This is a genomic window from Streptomyces sp. Rer75 (assembly GCF_013414305.1).
GTDB lineage: Bacteria > Actinomycetota > Actinomycetes > Streptomycetales > Streptomycetaceae > Streptomyces > Streptomyces himastatinicus.
On record NZ_CP058693.1, the window covers coordinates 4,544,283 to 4,559,249 of the forward strand.

General features: G+C 70.3%; 19 protein-coding genes. 7 read left to right on the forward strand and 12 right to left on the reverse strand.

What is annotated here, in order from left to right:
* Positions 1-16 precede the first annotated feature (16 nt).
* A complete protein-coding gene (locus tag HYQ63_RS19015; protein WP_179935035.1) occupies positions 17-1,138 on the forward strand; it encodes an ABC transporter substrate-binding protein in 1,122 nt (373 codons plus the stop codon).
* Here the strand turns inward: HYQ63_RS19015 and HYQ63_RS19020 are convergent.
* Positions 1,126-1,956, reverse strand: a complete 831-nt coding sequence (locus HYQ63_RS19020; protein WP_179935036.1) for a MerR family transcriptional regulator — start codon at positions 1,954-1,956, stop codon at positions 1,126-1,128. The genes HYQ63_RS19015 and HYQ63_RS19020 overlap by 13 nt on opposite strands.
* 102 nt (positions 1,957-2,058) lie before the next feature.
* On the opposite strand from HYQ63_RS19020, the gene HYQ63_RS19025 reads away from it, so the two are divergent.
* Both HYQ63_RS19025 and HYQ63_RS19030 read left to right on the forward strand, forming a co-directional pair.
* The gene (locus tag HYQ63_RS19025) at positions 2,059-3,042 is read left to right on the forward strand and encodes a redoxin family protein (protein ID WP_179935037.1); all 984 of its coding nucleotides are present in this window, start codon (positions 2,059-2,061) and stop codon (positions 3,040-3,042) included.
* A 13-nt stretch (positions 3,043-3,055) separates the two neighbouring features.
* The gene (locus HYQ63_RS19030) at positions 3,056-3,943 is read left to right on the forward strand and encodes a dihydrodipicolinate synthase family protein (protein ID WP_179935038.1); all 888 of its coding nucleotides are present in this window, start codon (positions 3,056-3,058) and stop codon (positions 3,941-3,943) included.
* A gap of 7 nt (positions 3,944-3,950) precedes the next feature.
* On the opposite strand, the gene HYQ63_RS19035 is transcribed toward HYQ63_RS19030, so the two are convergent.
* The 8 genes from HYQ63_RS19035 to HYQ63_RS19070 all read right to left on the reverse strand — a co-directional run bounded on the left by HYQ63_RS19035 (position 3,951) and on the right by HYQ63_RS19070 (position 9,514).
* The gene (locus HYQ63_RS19035) at positions 3,951-5,513 is read right to left on the reverse strand and encodes an AAA family ATPase (protein WP_179935039.1); all 1,563 of its coding nucleotides are present in this window, start codon (positions 5,511-5,513) and stop codon (positions 3,951-3,953) included.
* Positions 5,503-6,081 (reverse strand): DUF6879 family protein, encoded by a 579-nt coding sequence (locus HYQ63_RS19040; protein WP_257231941.1) that lies wholly within the window; start codon positions 6,079-6,081, stop codon positions 5,503-5,505. The genes HYQ63_RS19035 and HYQ63_RS19040 overlap by 11 nt, the downstream gene beginning before the upstream one ends.
* A 41-nt stretch (positions 6,082-6,122) precedes the next feature.
* Entirely contained in the window at positions 6,123-6,392 is a 270-nt protein-coding gene (locus HYQ63_RS19045; protein WP_123104700.1) for a hypothetical protein, read from the reverse strand.
* Between the two features lie 159 nt (positions 6,393-6,551).
* Positions 6,552-6,968: a PIN domain nuclease gene (locus tag HYQ63_RS19050; protein ID WP_179935040.1), complete on the reverse strand. Its 417-nt coding sequence runs from the start codon at positions 6,966-6,968 to the stop codon at positions 6,552-6,554.
* A complete protein-coding gene (locus HYQ63_RS19055; RefSeq protein ID WP_179935041.1) occupies positions 6,965-7,189 on the reverse strand; it encodes a type II toxin-antitoxin system VapB family antitoxin in 225 nt (74 codons plus the stop codon). Before HYQ63_RS19055 ends, HYQ63_RS19050 begins: the two co-directional genes overlap by 4 nt.
* Positions 7,190-7,288: 99 nt before the next feature.
* The gene (locus tag HYQ63_RS19060) at positions 7,289-7,870 is read right to left on the reverse strand and encodes a Uma2 family endonuclease (protein WP_179935042.1); all 582 of its coding nucleotides are present in this window, start codon (positions 7,868-7,870) and stop codon (positions 7,289-7,291) included.
* A 4-nt stretch (positions 7,871-7,874) separates the two neighbouring features.
* The gene (locus tag HYQ63_RS19065; RefSeq protein WP_179935043.1) at positions 7,875-8,750 is read right to left on the reverse strand and encodes a hypothetical protein; all 876 of its coding nucleotides are present in this window, start codon (positions 8,748-8,750) and stop codon (positions 7,875-7,877) included.
* A gap of 203 nt (positions 8,751-8,953) precedes the next feature.
* Positions 8,954-9,514 (reverse strand): cysteine hydrolase family protein, encoded by a 561-nt coding sequence (locus tag HYQ63_RS19070; protein ID WP_179935044.1) that lies wholly within the window; start codon positions 9,512-9,514, stop codon positions 8,954-8,956.
* Between the two features lie 43 nt (positions 9,515-9,557).
* Here HYQ63_RS19070 and HYQ63_RS19075 point away from each other — a divergent pair, with 43 nt between their 5' ends.
* Positions 9,558-9,998, forward strand: coding sequence for a GNAT family N-acetyltransferase (locus tag HYQ63_RS19075; protein WP_179935045.1), 441 nt, complete (start codon positions 9,558-9,560; stop codon positions 9,996-9,998).
* A 154-nt stretch (positions 9,999-10,152) separates the two neighbouring features.
* Positions 10,153-10,995: an SAM-dependent methyltransferase gene (locus tag HYQ63_RS19080; RefSeq protein WP_179940283.1), complete on the forward strand. Its 843-nt coding sequence runs from the start codon at positions 10,153-10,155 to the stop codon at positions 10,993-10,995.
* Here HYQ63_RS19080 and HYQ63_RS19085 read toward each other — a convergent pair.
* Together HYQ63_RS19085 and HYQ63_RS19090 are read right to left on the reverse strand one after the other, a co-directional pair.
* Positions 10,982-11,296 (reverse strand): DUF397 domain-containing protein, encoded by a 315-nt coding sequence (locus HYQ63_RS19085; RefSeq protein WP_179935046.1) that lies wholly within the window; start codon positions 11,294-11,296, stop codon positions 10,982-10,984. The genes HYQ63_RS19080 and HYQ63_RS19085 overlap by 14 nt on opposite strands.
* Positions 11,293-12,108 carry a helix-turn-helix transcriptional regulator gene (locus tag HYQ63_RS19090; RefSeq protein WP_179935047.1) on the reverse strand — a complete coding sequence of 272 codons (816 nt, stop codon included), beginning with the start codon at positions 12,106-12,108 and terminating at the stop codon, positions 11,293-11,295. Before HYQ63_RS19090 ends, HYQ63_RS19085 begins: the two co-directional genes overlap by 4 nt.
* Before the next feature lie 96 nt (positions 12,109-12,204).
* Between HYQ63_RS19090 and HYQ63_RS19095 the strand changes: the two genes are divergently transcribed.
* Entirely contained in the window at positions 12,205-12,630 is a 426-nt protein-coding gene (locus HYQ63_RS19095; RefSeq protein ID WP_179935048.1) for an ATP-binding protein, read from the forward strand.
* A gap of 3 nt (positions 12,631-12,633) precedes the next feature.
* Here the strand turns inward: HYQ63_RS19095 and HYQ63_RS19100 are convergent, their stop codons facing one another.
* Positions 12,634-13,272 carry a TetR/AcrR family transcriptional regulator gene (locus tag HYQ63_RS19100; protein ID WP_179935049.1) on the reverse strand — a complete coding sequence of 213 codons (639 nt, stop codon included), beginning with the start codon at positions 13,270-13,272 and terminating at the stop codon, positions 12,634-12,636.
* A gap of 91 nt (positions 13,273-13,363) precedes the next feature.
* Between HYQ63_RS19100 and HYQ63_RS19105 the strand changes: the two genes are divergently transcribed.
* Positions 13,364-14,887, forward strand: a complete 1,524-nt coding sequence (locus tag HYQ63_RS19105) for an FAD-dependent oxidoreductase (protein WP_179935050.1) — start codon at positions 13,364-13,366, stop codon at positions 14,885-14,887.
* Positions 14,888-14,967: the final 80 nt, after the last annotated feature.

Below are 14,967 nucleotides of genomic sequence, written 5' to 3' on the forward strand. Positions count from 1 at the left end.
GAGGGCGGTGGATGCAATGACCGGCATGGTCACCCAGGCACGCCCACCACGGCGAGATGACGGCTCATCCGTCCAGATCGGCGCTCTCGTTCCGCTCACCCGGCCCGGCTGGATCGAGGCAGGCCACCACCTGCTCGCCGGACTGGAGTTGGCCGCATCCGACGTCAACGACGCCGGTGGGATCGGCGGACGACCACTGGAGCTGGTGGTCCGGGACACCGCGGCCGATCCACAGAAGGCCGCGGCGGCCGTGGATGAGTTGGCTCGCTTGGGCGTGGCCGCCCTGGCGGGGGAGTATCACAGCGTCGTCGCGCGCGCCGCTGCCACCAGGGCAGACGCCCTCGGCCTGCCGTTCCTCTGCTCGTCATCGGTTCTCGACGCGCTCACCGACCAGCCGACGGACTGGGTCGCGCGCCTCTCCCCGCCGCAGTCCCGCGGCTGGCGGATCTACGCGGACTTCCTCCTCGGCGCGGGCCACAGCCGCATCGCCGTGGCAGCCCAGCCGAGTGTCTACTGGGCAGCCGGGACCCGCATTCTGCGGGACTACGTCGCGCCACGCGGCGGCACCGTCATCGAACTCGACATGAGCGCGCTCACCCCCGCGGCCGTGTGCGACGAACTCGCCGCCCACCGCGCGACGGCCCTCCTTCTCCTGGTCGGCCACCCGGAGCCGGCCGTGCCGATCGTCACAGCCGTCCGCCGCGACCAGCGGCTCGCCGAGACCATGATCGGTGCTCCGGCCGGGCAGCCGGAGTTCGCCGAATGGGCGGCGCTGCTGGGCGACGACGGCGCCGCGGTCCCGTTCCTGCGCTACCTCCCCGAGCGCCTCACCCCACTCGGCGAACGAGTCGAGACGGCCCTGCGCGAGCGGCTGGCCGCAGCGCCCTCCTTCGTCGCGTACGAGGGCTACGACACGGTCACCGTCCTCGCCGATGTGCTGCGTTCCCACGGCACGGACCGGGCGCGCATCGCCGCATCATGGCCGAGCGTCGCGGTCGAAGGCACCCGCGGGCGGATCCAGTTCTCCCGCACGCCGGACATCAGCGTGTGGCAATGGGCCGGGCCGCCCGTCCAGGTCGTCGACCGGGATCCGGCGGAAGCGGAACCCGGTCGCTTCCGGGTCCTTCACACCGGCTGAGACACCACGGCAGCCGTGATCGGCTCCTGGAGTTCCGTCACCCACTCGTCGTGGTCGTCCGGGCACTCCAGGTAGATCTCCCGCGGGTACCCGGCCGAGCGGTAGCCGTTGGCCTCGATCCAGCGGCCCAGGGTCTGGATGGTCGGCAGGACCGTCTCCATCGAACCCCGGTGGACGATCGTCGCCGCCTGGTCGACCGGCGGCAGGTCCACGACCCGCAGGCCGTCGACGTCCTGAACCGGGGCCGCGACCTCGATCCCGGCGTGGATGAGGACACCGCCCTCCGGCGCGTCCTCGTAGTACGCGACGCCGGGCCCGGTCGGCGCGATGCCCGCCGCCGCCAGGCGCGGCAGCAGTTCCCCGTACAGCGGCTGGATGACCGGTCCGATGGCGTCGAACCCCGGGGCCACACCGGTCAGTTCGGCGATGCGCACGCCCGGCAGGCTCTTCACTGCGACGTCGTTGGAGGACATCTGTCCCTCGCTCTCGATCGACCGGAGCCTCGCCTCGACCCGCACCAGCCGCGCCGCCGCGGCCGTCATCGCGGCCTCCAGGTCGGCCCGCCGCACCCGCAGCATGGTCCGCAGTTCCTCGGTGGTGACCTTCTCCTCCAGGATCTCCCGGACCTGCTGAAGGGTGAAGCCGAGGTCTTTGAGGGCGATGATGCGGTTGAGCCGGGCCAGCTGGGCGGCGGTGTAATACCGGTATCCGGTGGCGGGATCGACCCGGGCGGGGTGCAGCAGTCCGGTCGCGTCGTAGTGGCGCAGCATCCGGACCGACACCCGCCCGTGCCGGGCGAAATCTCCGATGGTGAACATGACGTCTCTCAGTCCACGGCCTCACACGGTGTCATGGTCAAGCGCCGTGGAGCTTGACCTTACTCTCAGGGGCAAGGTTTAGCGTTCATCGAGGTGAGAGACATGCGGATCGGTGAGCTGGCCCGCCGGGCGGGCGTGACGACCAAAGCGGCGCGCTACTACGAGTCGCTGGGGCTGCTGACGCCGGGGCGGCTGGCCAACGGCTACCGGGACTACGCCGAGCACGACGTACGGCTCGCCCGCGAGATCCGGGCGCTCAGCGCCCTGGGGATTCCCGCGGAGCGCACCCGGCCGTTCCTGGACTGCCTGGCGGTCGGCCACCGGCACGCCGACGACTGCCCGGCGTCGCTGGCCGGGTACCGGCAGGCGATCGACGAGCTGTCGCAGCGCATCGCGGGGCTCACGGCCCGCCGTACGGCGCTGATCGCGCACCTCCAGAAGGCCGCCCACCGCAACAGCCGTGTCTCCCCGGCCCCACCGGCCGACGAAGGAGCACACCCGATGAACGACTCCCCGATGAACGACTACCTCAGCCTGCCCGCCCACCTGCCCGTCCCCGAGGACGACGGCGCGACCGCCCACCTGCCCGGCACGAAGCTGCCGCCCCTGGAACTGCGCACCACCACCGGCGATACGACGATCCGCCTCGACGCCCTCGGCCCGGGCCGGACGGTGCTGTACGTCTACCCCCTCACCGGCCGCCCGGGCACCGACCTGCCCGAGGGGTGGGACACGATCCCCGGCGCCCGCGGCTGTACCCCCGAAGCCTGCGGCTTCCGCGACCACTACCAGGAGCTGCTGGCCGCGGGCGCGGTCCGGGTATTCGGCCTGTCCAGCCAGGACACCGACTATCAGCGCGAGGTCGTCGAACGGCTCCACCTGCCGTTCGACATGCTCTCCGACCCGACGCGGAGCCTGGCCCGGGCGCTGGACCTGCCGACGTTCGACGTCAGCGGGCTGACGCTCTACAAGCGGCTCACGCTGATCATCCGCGACGGCGTGATCGAGCACGTCTTCTATCCCGTCTTCCCGCCGAACGAGCACGCCGACCAGGTGCTGACCTGGCTGCGCGATGCCTCGCACTGACCAGGAGCGGCTGATGTTCACCGGCCTGAGCGCCTTCCCCCTCACCCCGATCACCGATGACCGCATCGACGAGAAGGCGCTCGCCGCCCTCGTCCACCGGCTCGCCACCGCAGGAGTCGACTCGATCGGAGCGCTGGGCTCCACGGGGTCGTACGCCTACCTCACCCGCGAGGAGCGCGCCCGCGCGGCCCGCATCGCCGTGGAACACGCCGACGGAACCCCGGTCATCGTGGGCATCGGCGCGCTGCGCACCCGCCACGTACTGGAAGTCGCCGAGGACGCGCAGAACGCGGGCGCGGCCGGGGTGCTGCTGGCGCCGATGTCGTATCAGCGGCTCACCGACGACGACGTGTTCGGGCTCTACGAGGACGTCTCGGCGCACCTCTCCGTCCCGCTCGTCGTCTACGACAACCCCGGCACCACCCACTTCACCTTCACCGACGAGCTGTACGCGCGGGTGGCCGCGCTGCCCCGCGTGGCCTCCATCAAGATCCCCGGCGTCCCGGCCGACCCCCCGGCCGCCCACGCCCGCCTCCAGCGGCTACGGCAACTCCTGCCCGACACGGTGACCGTGGGCGTCAGCGGCGACGCCTTCGCCGCGACCGGGCTGAACGCCGGGTGCGACGCCTGGTATTCGGTGCTCGCGGGCACCTTCCCCGAACCCGCCCTGGCCCTCACCCGCGCCGCCCGGTCCGGCGACACCGACCGCGCCCGCGCGGAGTCCGAGCGGCTCCAGCCGCTGTGGGACCTCTTCGCCCGGTACGGCTCCCTCCGCGTCGTGGCCGCCGCAGCCGCCCACCTCGCCCTCACCCCACTCCACAACCTCCCCCTCCCCCTGCGCGGCCTGGACGCCGACGGCCGCGCCGAGGTCGCCGCGGTGCTCGAAGAGTTGGGGCTGTAGCGGGGGGTCAGCGGCCGGTCGCCAGCCGCCCTTCGATCTGCGTCCGCAGCCTCACCGCCCGCGCGTCCTGGTAGCCGTCCAGGAGGCGCAGGGCGTCGCCCCAGTGCCGACGGGCGGTCGCCACAGGCACTGCGGCCAGCCGCCAGGCGTACAGATCGAGCCCGGCTTTCTCTGCGGCGCGCACTGCGGCGATGAGGTTCTTCCGCTCCCGTTCGGCCCAGTCGACGGCCTGGTCGTAGTCGGAAAACGACAGCGGGGCGACCTGCTCGTCCGCCGGATCGAGCGCGAGGCGGTCACGGGCGGGCGCCATCAAGCCCTGCACGGCGTCGGCCGTGTGCAGATACCAGTCGAGGACGCGCCGCAGTACGGCGGCGCGGCTGTCGGGCGTCTCCTCCAGCCGGGCCTGATCCATCGCGTAGGCCCGGAGCAGATCGTGGAAGGCGAAGCGGTCCGGGGCCGTCTGTTCCAGCAGATGCGCGCCGACGAGTACGTCCAGCAACTGCCGGGCCTTCCGCCCGCTGATCCCGGCGAGGGCAGCGGCGACCGCGATACCGAACTCGGGCCCCGGGTGCAGCCCGAGCAGCCGGAAGAGGCGCGCCGCGTCCGGGGACAGCGCCCGGTAGGACCAGGCGAAGACGGAACGCACCGCGTCGGCGTCCTGCTCGTCCCCCGTGCTCAGCACATCCCACAACCCCGACTCGTCCCGTAGATCGGCGATCAGCTCGTCCAGCCGCATATGGGGGTGGCACGCCGCGCGCTCCGCCGCGATACGCAGCGCCAGGGGCAGGCGGGCGCAGAGCCGGGCGAGTTCGACCAGCTTCTCCGCGTCGTCCTCGGGCCGATAGCCGGAGGTCACGGTCCGTAAGAGAGCCACGGCTTCCGGTTCGGGGAGCGTGCCGAGCGTGATGCGGTGTGCCCCGTCCCGTACGGCGAGCCCGGACAACCGCCCGCGGCTGGTGACGACGACGAAGCAACCGGAGTGGCCAGGCAGCAGCGGCCGCACCTGGGCGGCGGTCGCGGCGTTGTCCAGGACGATGAGGACCCGGCGGTCGGCCAGCAGAGACCGGAACAGGGCTGCCGCGGACTCGGTGTTCGCCGGAACCGCGCTCGCGGGAACGCCGAGCCCGGTGAGGAACCGGTGCAGCGCCTCCTGCGCGGTGACCGGCTCGCCGGGGTCGTAGCCCCGCAGGTTGACGTAGAGCTGGCCGTCGGGGAAGTGGACCTTCACCTGGTGCGCCCAGCGCAGGGCGAGCGAGGTCTTCCCCGCGCCCGCCGTACCCGCGATGACGCACACCGCGACGATGACGGGGTCGCCGCCGTCCCGCTCGGACAGGATCGCGTCCAGGCGGTGCAACTCGTCGGCGCGGTTGACGAAGCCCCTGACGTCGGCGGGCAGTTGTCGCGGTACGGCCCGCGCGGGGCCGTCCGGCTGCGGGTTGTTGTGGAAGTGGACGCCTCCGCTGATGGCTCCCGCCTGTATGACATCGCGAGCGGCGCCCGACAGATCGTTGTCCGTGTCTCCCGGGCGTCCCTCGCCTGCGTCGTCCTTACTGATCGCCCTACTCCGCATTCATCCGCGGGGGAGGAAGGGGTGCCACGTGGCGCTCGAAGTAGGGCAGCAGATCCTCCCCCTCCTCGTAGAGCTGCCCGATGAAGCCCTCCCAGCGCTTGATCAGCTCAGGGTCGCGGAATCGGATGGCCCCGTCCAGGGCGCCCGCCTCGTTGTAGAGGACCCGGTAGAGGACCTGTCCGCCGACCACGACCACCTCGGGCAGCGGGCCGTCCGCCTCCAGCGCGCTCCATGCGCCGGGGCCGATGACACGGATCTTCTTCCCGGCCTCGGCCTGCACCCGCAGCGAGTGCAACTCCCACTGGAGGTAGGCCGTCAGCGGCTCTTCCACGACCCGGACGCGGTGAAAGACGGTATTGCGTTCCTGGTCCTTGCGAACCCCTTCGGCAAGGCTCTCCCGCTTCTCCTCGAGGAGTCGCAGTGATTCCTCCCAGCGGCCCAGGCAGAAGGCGTCCCAGCTGCTGCCCTTGTCCTGGAAGTCCTGCTGCCGCTCGAACTTCCAGCAGTCCACGTCGCGGATCGCGCCGCGGTGCACCCGGAAGTCGGCCCGGTACTCCGCGACGGGCAACCGGTCCCCCCCGGGAAGGGGCCAGCTCAAGACTGCCCCGGTCAAGCATCGGCGATGTCCGGCTTCGCCGAGCGGAGCATGGCTCCCGGGATGATCACGAGGCGTTCATCCGCTGCGAGGGTTACGCCTGCGGGCAGCCGAGTGGCATAAGCATCCGTACGATCCCGCCCCACGATCGCGATATCGCCGTTGTCGAGCTCCCAGATGTCCGGGCAGTCGTCCTCATCGCTCGTCACGCCGAGTTCTTTGGCCGACCTCCCCAACCGCCGCGCGAACGCCGCAGATAAATCAGCATCCCAGGGACGAGCCATAGCGCCTCCCACCTCCACACCTCAATTGCTTACAAAAAGTATGGACTCCGACTACGCACGGCAAGGTCGGCGGTGGGCGACAGACCGCCCTCGAACGCCGTACGGCTCACGCGGGAGATCCGGGCGCCAAGTGCTGACCTGGCTGCGCGACGCCCCTCGCTAATCAGCCGTCCCAGGTTCCACTACCCAGCGTGAGGGATAGCCGGTGATGGCCTCGATCTGGTCGTAGTCCCCGTCGTAGTGGAGGACGGTCGCCCCGTGCCGCTGGGCTGTGGCGGCGATGAGAAGGTCGGCCATCGAGAGGGCCCGATGATTGCCCTTGGCGATGGCTTGGCGCTGGATGTCGAGTTCGGCATCCCAGACCTCGTCGGGACATGGCAGGTAGTCGAAGCCGGTCAGCCAGCGCCGCAGCTGGTCGGCTTCGTTCGCGTTGCGGGCGGAGTAAAGGATCTCGACCTCTACGGCTCCGGTCACGCAGAGCAGCCCCCGCTCGTGCAAGGGATTCAAGGCCTCCCGGACGGCCGGTCTGGTACGTCGAGCGAGGGCGGACTTGTCGATGAGGTAGCGAGGGCTCACGCAGCCGCCTGGTCATGCGGCCCGGATGACGCGTCGTCGCGAGCGTCGTAGGTCAGGTCGATCTCTCCGCTGTCGATCGCGTCAAAGAACTCCTGCCTCCGCAGCCGCTTCACCACCTCAAAGAGGGCAGCGTTCACTGTCCCCACCTTGGTGCTGGTGCCGAGAGCCTTCTGCGCCTCGGCCAACAGGTCATCGTCCAGATCAATCACTGTGCGGGCCATGTCGGCCTCCTCCTGTTCCCGGGGCGCCTGCACCCCGATGATATCGAATCGAGCGCCTATGAGATATCACTGCGGGCCGGGGCCGCTGCGCCCCTCGGCTCAGGACGCGTAGCCCTTGAGTTCCTCCGTGTCCAAGGTGATCCCGACCGGATCGGGGAGTTCGACTGCCTCGCCGTACGCCGAGACCCTCCTGTTGCGGTACATCCCGCGTTGCGGCTCGCTGTGGACGACAAGCGTGCACTCGTCGCGGTCGACAAGGAGGTAGACCGGGATTCCCGCGGCCGCGTAGCCATCGGGCTTGTCCAGGCGGTCACGCCGGTTTGCGTCCCTGTCGTGAGAGGTGACCTCGACGGCCATCAGGACGCCCTCGGCGTCCGACCACTCGCCATGCCCCGCGAAGTGCTTGCGGGGCGCCAGGGCACCGTCCGGGCGGGCACGCCCCTGGCGGTAGCTTTCAGCCTTCAGCCCCCGCTCCCGGTACAGCCACAGGTCCGGACGCTGCTGCATGCACTGGTCCTGGACCCACATGATGATCTCGTCGTGGTCCCCGTCCGGCACGGGCTTGACCACTAGCTTTCCGCTGACGAATTCGAGCGTGACGTTTTCTGGCGCCGTACGGGCCAGCTCTTCGAACTCATCGACCAGCATCTGGGGGCGGTGCGTGGGCGCGGTTTCCGGCATGGCGTCAGCCTTCGTGCGTACGGACATCGGACCGGATCGCCGCCGCCCGACGGCGGACTTCGGCCGGGGAAAGACCGCCCGGCGGCAGCGGCTCCGCCTCGCCCCGGCAGGGGCGGCAGAGGCCGCCGGGGAGTGCCGTGGGCGGGCCGGGGCGGCCGCAGTCGGTGCACTCCAGGAGTCGGCTGATGGTGATCTCCGCACGCGGCTCCGGTACGGGCTCCGGCGGCAGCTTGGTCTCCAGCCGGGTACGGGCCAGCACGGCCGGGCTGTGCACCTGCACAGGCAGGCCGGAGGTCAGCGCCTGGACGAGGCGGGCGGGGTCGGCGTCGCGCGCCAGCCAGGCCGCGGCGCGGGGTTCGAGGCGGGCGCAGTCGGCGGCCGAGAGGGTCATCCGGGGGTCCGTGCGCCCCAGGGACGCCAGGACGTCGTACGCGGGGGTTCTGGCGGGAGCGGCAGTCGCGGGTACGGCGGCGGGACGGGGCTCCGGCGCGTCGTCGCCGCGTACGAACGCCTCCCACCACTCCTCCCCGCGTGCCGTCCGCGAGAAGAACGTACGGGTCACCCAGCGCGCCCCGTCCTCCGTGATGTGGTGTTCGCGGACGCGCCGCAGATGACCGGCCTCCGACAGCCGTCGCAGGGCCGTCGCACAGGCCATCTGGCCGTAGTCGGGGAGGCACTTGGCGAGCGTCTTGGCGTCAATCGCGGCGCCGTCCGGCAACCGGTCGATGTACGCGGCGATGGCCGCCTCACGCTTGGGCAGATGTGCGAAGTCGTCCGCGCGACGCGGGGATTGGCGGGGTGCGCTGCGCTTGCCATAGCCGGGGTTGGCCATGGGGTGTGCGGAGGCGTGCGGAGCACGGCTAAAGTCGGCTGAAGCCATGAGATCGAGGTCCGTTCGATCTTGTAGGTCAGGCCCCGGATTGGTGTTGGCGCACCGCCGGGGCCGTTTGCTTGCTGCCGCGAACGCTAGACCGATACCACCGTGCGTGGCAAGCCGGTCACATTATGTGCATAGGGAGGGTGGGTGGGTTGTACAACCCACCCGTTCCTTGGAAAGAGCGCTCAGATCTCGGCGCCCGAAGCTCAGCGCGCGATGGTCCGGCACCAGTCGTCGACGGTGGTGACGTCCGCCAGGCGCGGGAAGAGTTTCTCCAGCAGGAATCGATGCATGTCCGGGTCGGGATCCAGGCAGCCGTCCGCCAGGACGGTGAGGCCGAAGTCCAGGTCGGCGGCTTGGTACAGCGTGGAGAGCACGACGGCACCGGTGGCGATGCCGGTGAGCACGAGACTGTCGATGTCCCGCGCCCTGAGCACCAGGTCGAGGTCGCTGCCCGAAAAGGCACTGGCGCGCCTCTTGGTGACCACGGTGTCGCCCGGCCGGGGCGCGACGTCGGGGTGAATCTCCGTGCCCGGGTCTCCCTCGGCGAACAGCCCGTCCCGCACGAGGGCGCTCAGCACCTTGTTGCGGGGGCTGACCTCCGGGGTGCCGGGGCGCAGGGCGATGACGACGTAGATCACGGGGATGCCGGCCGACCGGGCCGCGTCGGCGGCGCGGGCCAGCCGCGCCAGGTATGCGGCGTCGGCCTCGGCGATGTCGACGATGGACCGTTGGACGTCCATCAACAGAAGGGCGCTCTTCGCCATGCTGTCCGTCCTTCCTTGATGTCAGGGTTCTACGATCCTGATCATGCCCATACGCAGAGAAGACGGCTACGAAATAGCCACCGATCCCAGCCGCATCGACCTGGCCTTGGTCCACCACTGGCTGTCGACCGACGCGTTCTGGGCACTCGGCCGCAGTCGCGAAACGGTCGAGCAAGCAGCGCGCGCTTCCGTCAACTTCGGCATCTACGACTCCGCCGGAGCCCAGGTCGCCTACGCACGCGTCGTCACGGACCAGGCGACGTTCGCCTGGCTCTGCGACGTGTACGTATCGCCCCCGCACCGCGGTAGGGGGTTGGGCACGTGGCTGGCGGCCGCGGTCCGTGACCACCTCGCGCCCTACAACCTCAAGCGGGTGCTGCTGTCCACGCTCGACGCCCACGAGGTCTACGCCAAGGCCGGTTTCGTCCCCTTCCCCACCCCCGAGAACCTGATGATCCTCGACTCGGGCACATCGACCACGTAGCGCCCACAGGAAGGGTGCGCGGGTTGTGCCCGCGCACCGTTCCTTAGATAAATGCACACAGGTCTCGGCGCGCGACACTCCGTGCCGCCTACGATGACCTGTGACCGCAACTGGTCAGCTGATTGCCGCAGATTGACGATCGGGGCGCTTGAAGATGTCAGGAACGGACTGGATGTCATCGAGGTCGGAGTTCGCCCAGCCGCCGGTCGACCTCCGTACCGACGTGCCGCACTCCGCTCGCGTCTACGACTACCTCATGGGCGGCAAGACCAGCTACGCCCCGGACCGCGCCGCCGGAGACGCCTCCGCGCGGGCCTGGCCCAGCCTGCCGACGTCCATGAAACAGGCGCGCCACTTCATGCACCGGTCGGTCCGCCACCTGGTGCGGGAGCACGGCATGCGCCAGTTCCTCGACATCGGCACCGGCATCCCGACCCCTCCGAACCTCCATGAGGTCGCGCAGGAAATCGCCCCCGACGCTCGGGTCGTGTACGTCGACAACGACCCCATCGTCCTCACCCACGCCCGTCACCTGATGACGAGCACGGCGGAGGGACGGACCGAGTACATCGACGCGGACATCCGCGACCTCGACTCCATCCTCGGAGCGGACGAACTGGGCAACACGCTGGACCTCAAGCAGCCGGTCACGCTGTCCCTGATCTCGATCGTGCACTTCGTCATGGACGAGGACGATCCGCAGGGCCTGGTACGGCGGCTGATGGCGGAACTCGCCCCGGGGAGCGCGCTGGCCATCACCATCTTCACCGGCGACACCGCCCCCGAGGAGGTCGCCGGGGTCGGCCGCGAGTACAACGAGCGCGGCATCCCCCTCCAGATCAGGAGCAAGGCCGAGGCCGAGCGGTTCTTCGACGGCCTGGAACTGCTCGACCCCGGCGTGACCCTGCTCCACCACTGGCGCCCGGACGCCACCACGGAGGGGGTCCGGGACGAGGAAGTCGCGATGTACGGAGGCGTCGCGCTCAAGCGGGGCTGACGGCGGTGGCGGCGAAGGCTATGAACTCCGCCCAGGCGTCCGGGGCGAGGGCCAGTTGGGGCCCGGCGTTGAGCTTTGAGTCCCGGACGTGGATGGTGTGGGGGCAGGTGGCGACCTCCAGGCAGTTGCCGCCGCCAGTGTCGCTGTAGCTGGACTTGGCCCACGGTGCGGCCACCTCTACGCAGGCGCCGCCTTCGCTATTGCTGTAGCTGGACTTACGCCACGACAGGGCGACTTCGACGCAGTTGCCGCCCTCGCTGTTGCTGTAGCTGGACTTGAACCATGCAAGCTCGTTGCTCATAGCTCCTCCGCCAACTTTCTGATGAAGTCTGCCGACGCCTCGGGGCTGAGGGCCTGCCGGAGGATCATGGCATGGCGCTGGTTGATGATGCTGACCTTCGGCGGGTCGGCATACAGCACACCCGTGGTCTGCCCCTCCTCGTACACAAGGTGCTCGTGGTCGGGCGTCTCCAGCAACACGAAGGGGCCCAGAAGCCCCGGGTGCGTTCCCCCGAAGGGCACGACCTGGATCGTCACGTTGCGCCGCTTGCCCACCTCCAGCAAGTGATGCAACTGCCGTACGTGCATGTCCTTGTCGCCGATCGGGAAACGCAGAGCGGCCTCGCCGATCAGGAAGTTGAACGCCCTGGTCTGCTTGTCCAGCAGAGCTTGACGCTCCATCCGGGCCGCGACCCGCGCATCGATGGTTTCGTCATCCAGCGGCGGACAGTGGTCGCCGATCAGGGCCTCGGCGTACTCCTTCGTCTGAAGCAGTCCCGGGATGACCAGTGCCTCGAATCCGTTGAGGACGATCGCCTCGGCCTCGTACCGGATGAAATCCTGCGAGTACGACGCGAACTTATCCGGCTTCAGGTACTCCTGACCCGCCAGCAACAGCCCCCGCGCCCCGAACATCTGGTCCGCGACCTGAAGCAGCCGCAGGGCAGGCTTCCGCCGTCCCTGCTCCATGGACTTCACGGTCTCGTACTCGTAGTTGGCCTCTTTGCCCAGCTGCTCGCGGCTGACCCCGGCCTGCATGCGCCACAGTTTGATTTGGTTTCCGCAGTACCGCCAGGACATCGGCGACTGCGAACCGCCCTCCGTAACCGTCATCGCGCCCTCTCTCCCATGAGGCACCTGCGGTACGCATACGCTGCGTACCGACGTCGTTACTGCGGCAATCTACGCCTGACCAGCAGCATTCCGGTCATGAATGCACCAACTCCCCCACTTCCGATGGACATCGAATGGCGGCTCCCCCGCCACCCCCGCAGCGTGGGCCGGGCGCGGACGCTGCTGCGTGAGCAGGTTCGTACGTGGCAGATCCCGGAGGCCCAAGCGGAGGTCGCCGTGCTGCTGCTCAGCGAGCTGGTGACGAACGCCTGCCGCCACGCGCGCGTTTCCCCAGGCCGCGAGGTCCGCGCACGCTGCGTGGTGCGTGACGAGAAACTGCGGGTCGAGGTGTCGGACGCGAGCGAGGTGATGCCTCAGCCGCGGCAGGCGACGGCGGAGGACGAGTCGGGGCGGGGGCTGGCGCTGATCGCGGCGCTCGCGGCCGCGTGGGACGCGCATCCGCGGGCGTGCGGGATCGGGAAGACGGTGTGGTTCGAGCTGAAGCTGATCGCGGCTACGTAGCGACTACGTAAGCGCCGCGAGGCCGTTCGCGAGCAGGTCGAAGGCGTGCTCGGCGTCGCGTACGGCGCCCGGGTAGCGCTCGTCGGCGGCCTCGCCCGCCGCCAGGCGCTGGAAGTTGTCCGTGGACAGCGCCCACTGCACGGCGATGACCTGGACGGCGGCCAGGCGGGCGGTGAGGTCCGGCGCGTCCGTGGTGTCGCGCAGGGCCTCGGCGAGGGCGCGTTCGCCGCCCGCCTTGAAGCGCTGCATGCGGTCGATCAGGGCCGGGGTCCCGTAGATCAGCTCGGTGAGGGTGATCACCGCGGGGTGGTCGTTGATGCCGGTGATCGGGTCGCGGCGGCGCAGGCCGTCGAGGAAGTGGTCGCGCAGGGCGGCCAGCGGGGTGGTGTGCGCCGGGCGGGCGCGTACGACCCGGGCCGCTTCCTGCTCGTGGTCGGCCATCCGGTGCACCACGAGGTCTTCCTTGGTGGGGAAGTACGCGAAGAGCGTGCGCTTGGAGACCTCGGCGGCCTCGGCGATCTCGGCGACGGAGACCTGGGTGAAGCCGCGTTCGAGGAAGAGGGCGATGGCGGCGTCGGAGATCGCCGTACGCGTCCGCTGCTTCTTGCGTTCGCGCAGTCCTGGCTTGTCGGGCGTCGTCACGGCATCACGCTACCGCAGCGTGCTGCACTCGGGAGATTTCTGCACCTGGTATACATATCTACTGAGTGCAGATACCGAGGGGATGCGGGACATGAGCGAGATCGAGACGGACGTCGTGATCGTCGGCGCCGGGCCGACCGGGCTGACGCTGGCGTACGAACTGGCGCTGGCCGGGGTGGAGACCCTGGTGCTGGAGAAGCTGCCCAGCCGCAACCAGCAGACGAAGGGCGGCGCGATCCAGGCCCGTACCGCCGAACTCCTGGAGTCGCGCGGGCTGCTGGAGCCGATGCGGCGCCGGGCGATTCCCGGCCCTCCGGTCGGCGCGAACTTCGCGCTGCTGCCGGTGCCGCTGGACTGCGGGCCCTGGGACACCCGGCATCCGTCCCCGGTCATGCTCCCGCAGTGGGAGATCGAAGAGGTGCTGGAGGAGCGGGCCACCGCCCTCGGCGCGCGGATACGGCGCGGCGCCGCCGTGACGTCGGTCGAGGCGGACGACGACGGGGTGACCGTGACCACGGCGGACGGCGGGCCTCGGGTGCGGTCGCGGTATCTGGTGGCGTGCGACGGGGGCCGCAGCGCGGTACGCAAGGCGCTCGGCGTGCCGTTCCCGGGGCGGCCCGGGACGTATCTCGCCGTGCTCGCCGATATCCGGCTGTCGGCGGCGTCGTCGCTGGTGCCGCGCGAGCGGGGGCAGATCAGCACGCTGACGCGCCAGGCGAACGGCTACTGGTCCATGCTCATCCCGATCGGCGACGACCGCTACCGCCTCACCTACGGGGCCTACGGGCGCGAGGACCCCAAGGACCTCACCCGGGACACCCCGGTCGGCGAGGACGAGATCGCCGCCGCGCTGCGGGCCATGTACGGCGAGGAGACGGTGCTCGGCGGGGTGGACAACGCCTCGCGGTTCTCGGACGCGACCCGGCAGGTCGAGCGGTACCGGGAGGGCCGGGTGCTCTTCGCCGGGGACGCCGCGCACATCCACCCGCCGCTGGGCGCCCAGGGGTTGAACCTCGGCGTCCAGGACGCGTTCAACCTGGGCTGGAAGCTCGCCGCGACCGTCCAGGGCCGGGCCCCGGCCGGGCTCCTGGACACCTACCACGCCGAACGGCACCCGGTCGCGGCCCGGGTACTGCACCACACCTCGGCGCAGCGGGTGCTGGCGGACCCCCGCCCGAGCGAGGACGTGGCGGCCCTGCGCGACATCTTCACCGACCTGATGCGGCTGCCGGACACCAACCGGTATCTGTCGGGCCTGATCTCCGGCCTGGCCCTCCACTACGACGTACCCGGCGCGCACCCCCTCACCGGGCGGCGGATCCCGGACGCCGAACTGACCACCCCGGACGGCCCGACCCGGCTGTCGGCCCTCTTCGCGTCGGGCCACGCCGTACTGCTGGACGTGGCCGGGCTCGTCCCGGAGGACGTACGGCTACCGGGACGCGTCACCCTCGTACGCGCCAAGCCCTCGGCCGAAGCCGACGTGGGCGCGGGCGCGCTGCTCCTGCGTCCCGACGGCTACGTCTGCTGGGCGGCGGACGATGCCGAGGCGTGCCTCGAGGAGTTGCCGCGGGCGATCGCCGCGCATCTGGTCGACGGAGCAGAAACCGTCTAGCGCCAGCAGCCGCGCGCTCCGTACACGCTTGTGGCCCCGGACCGTTGCCCCGGGACCACAAGCTCATGCGGCACTGTCTT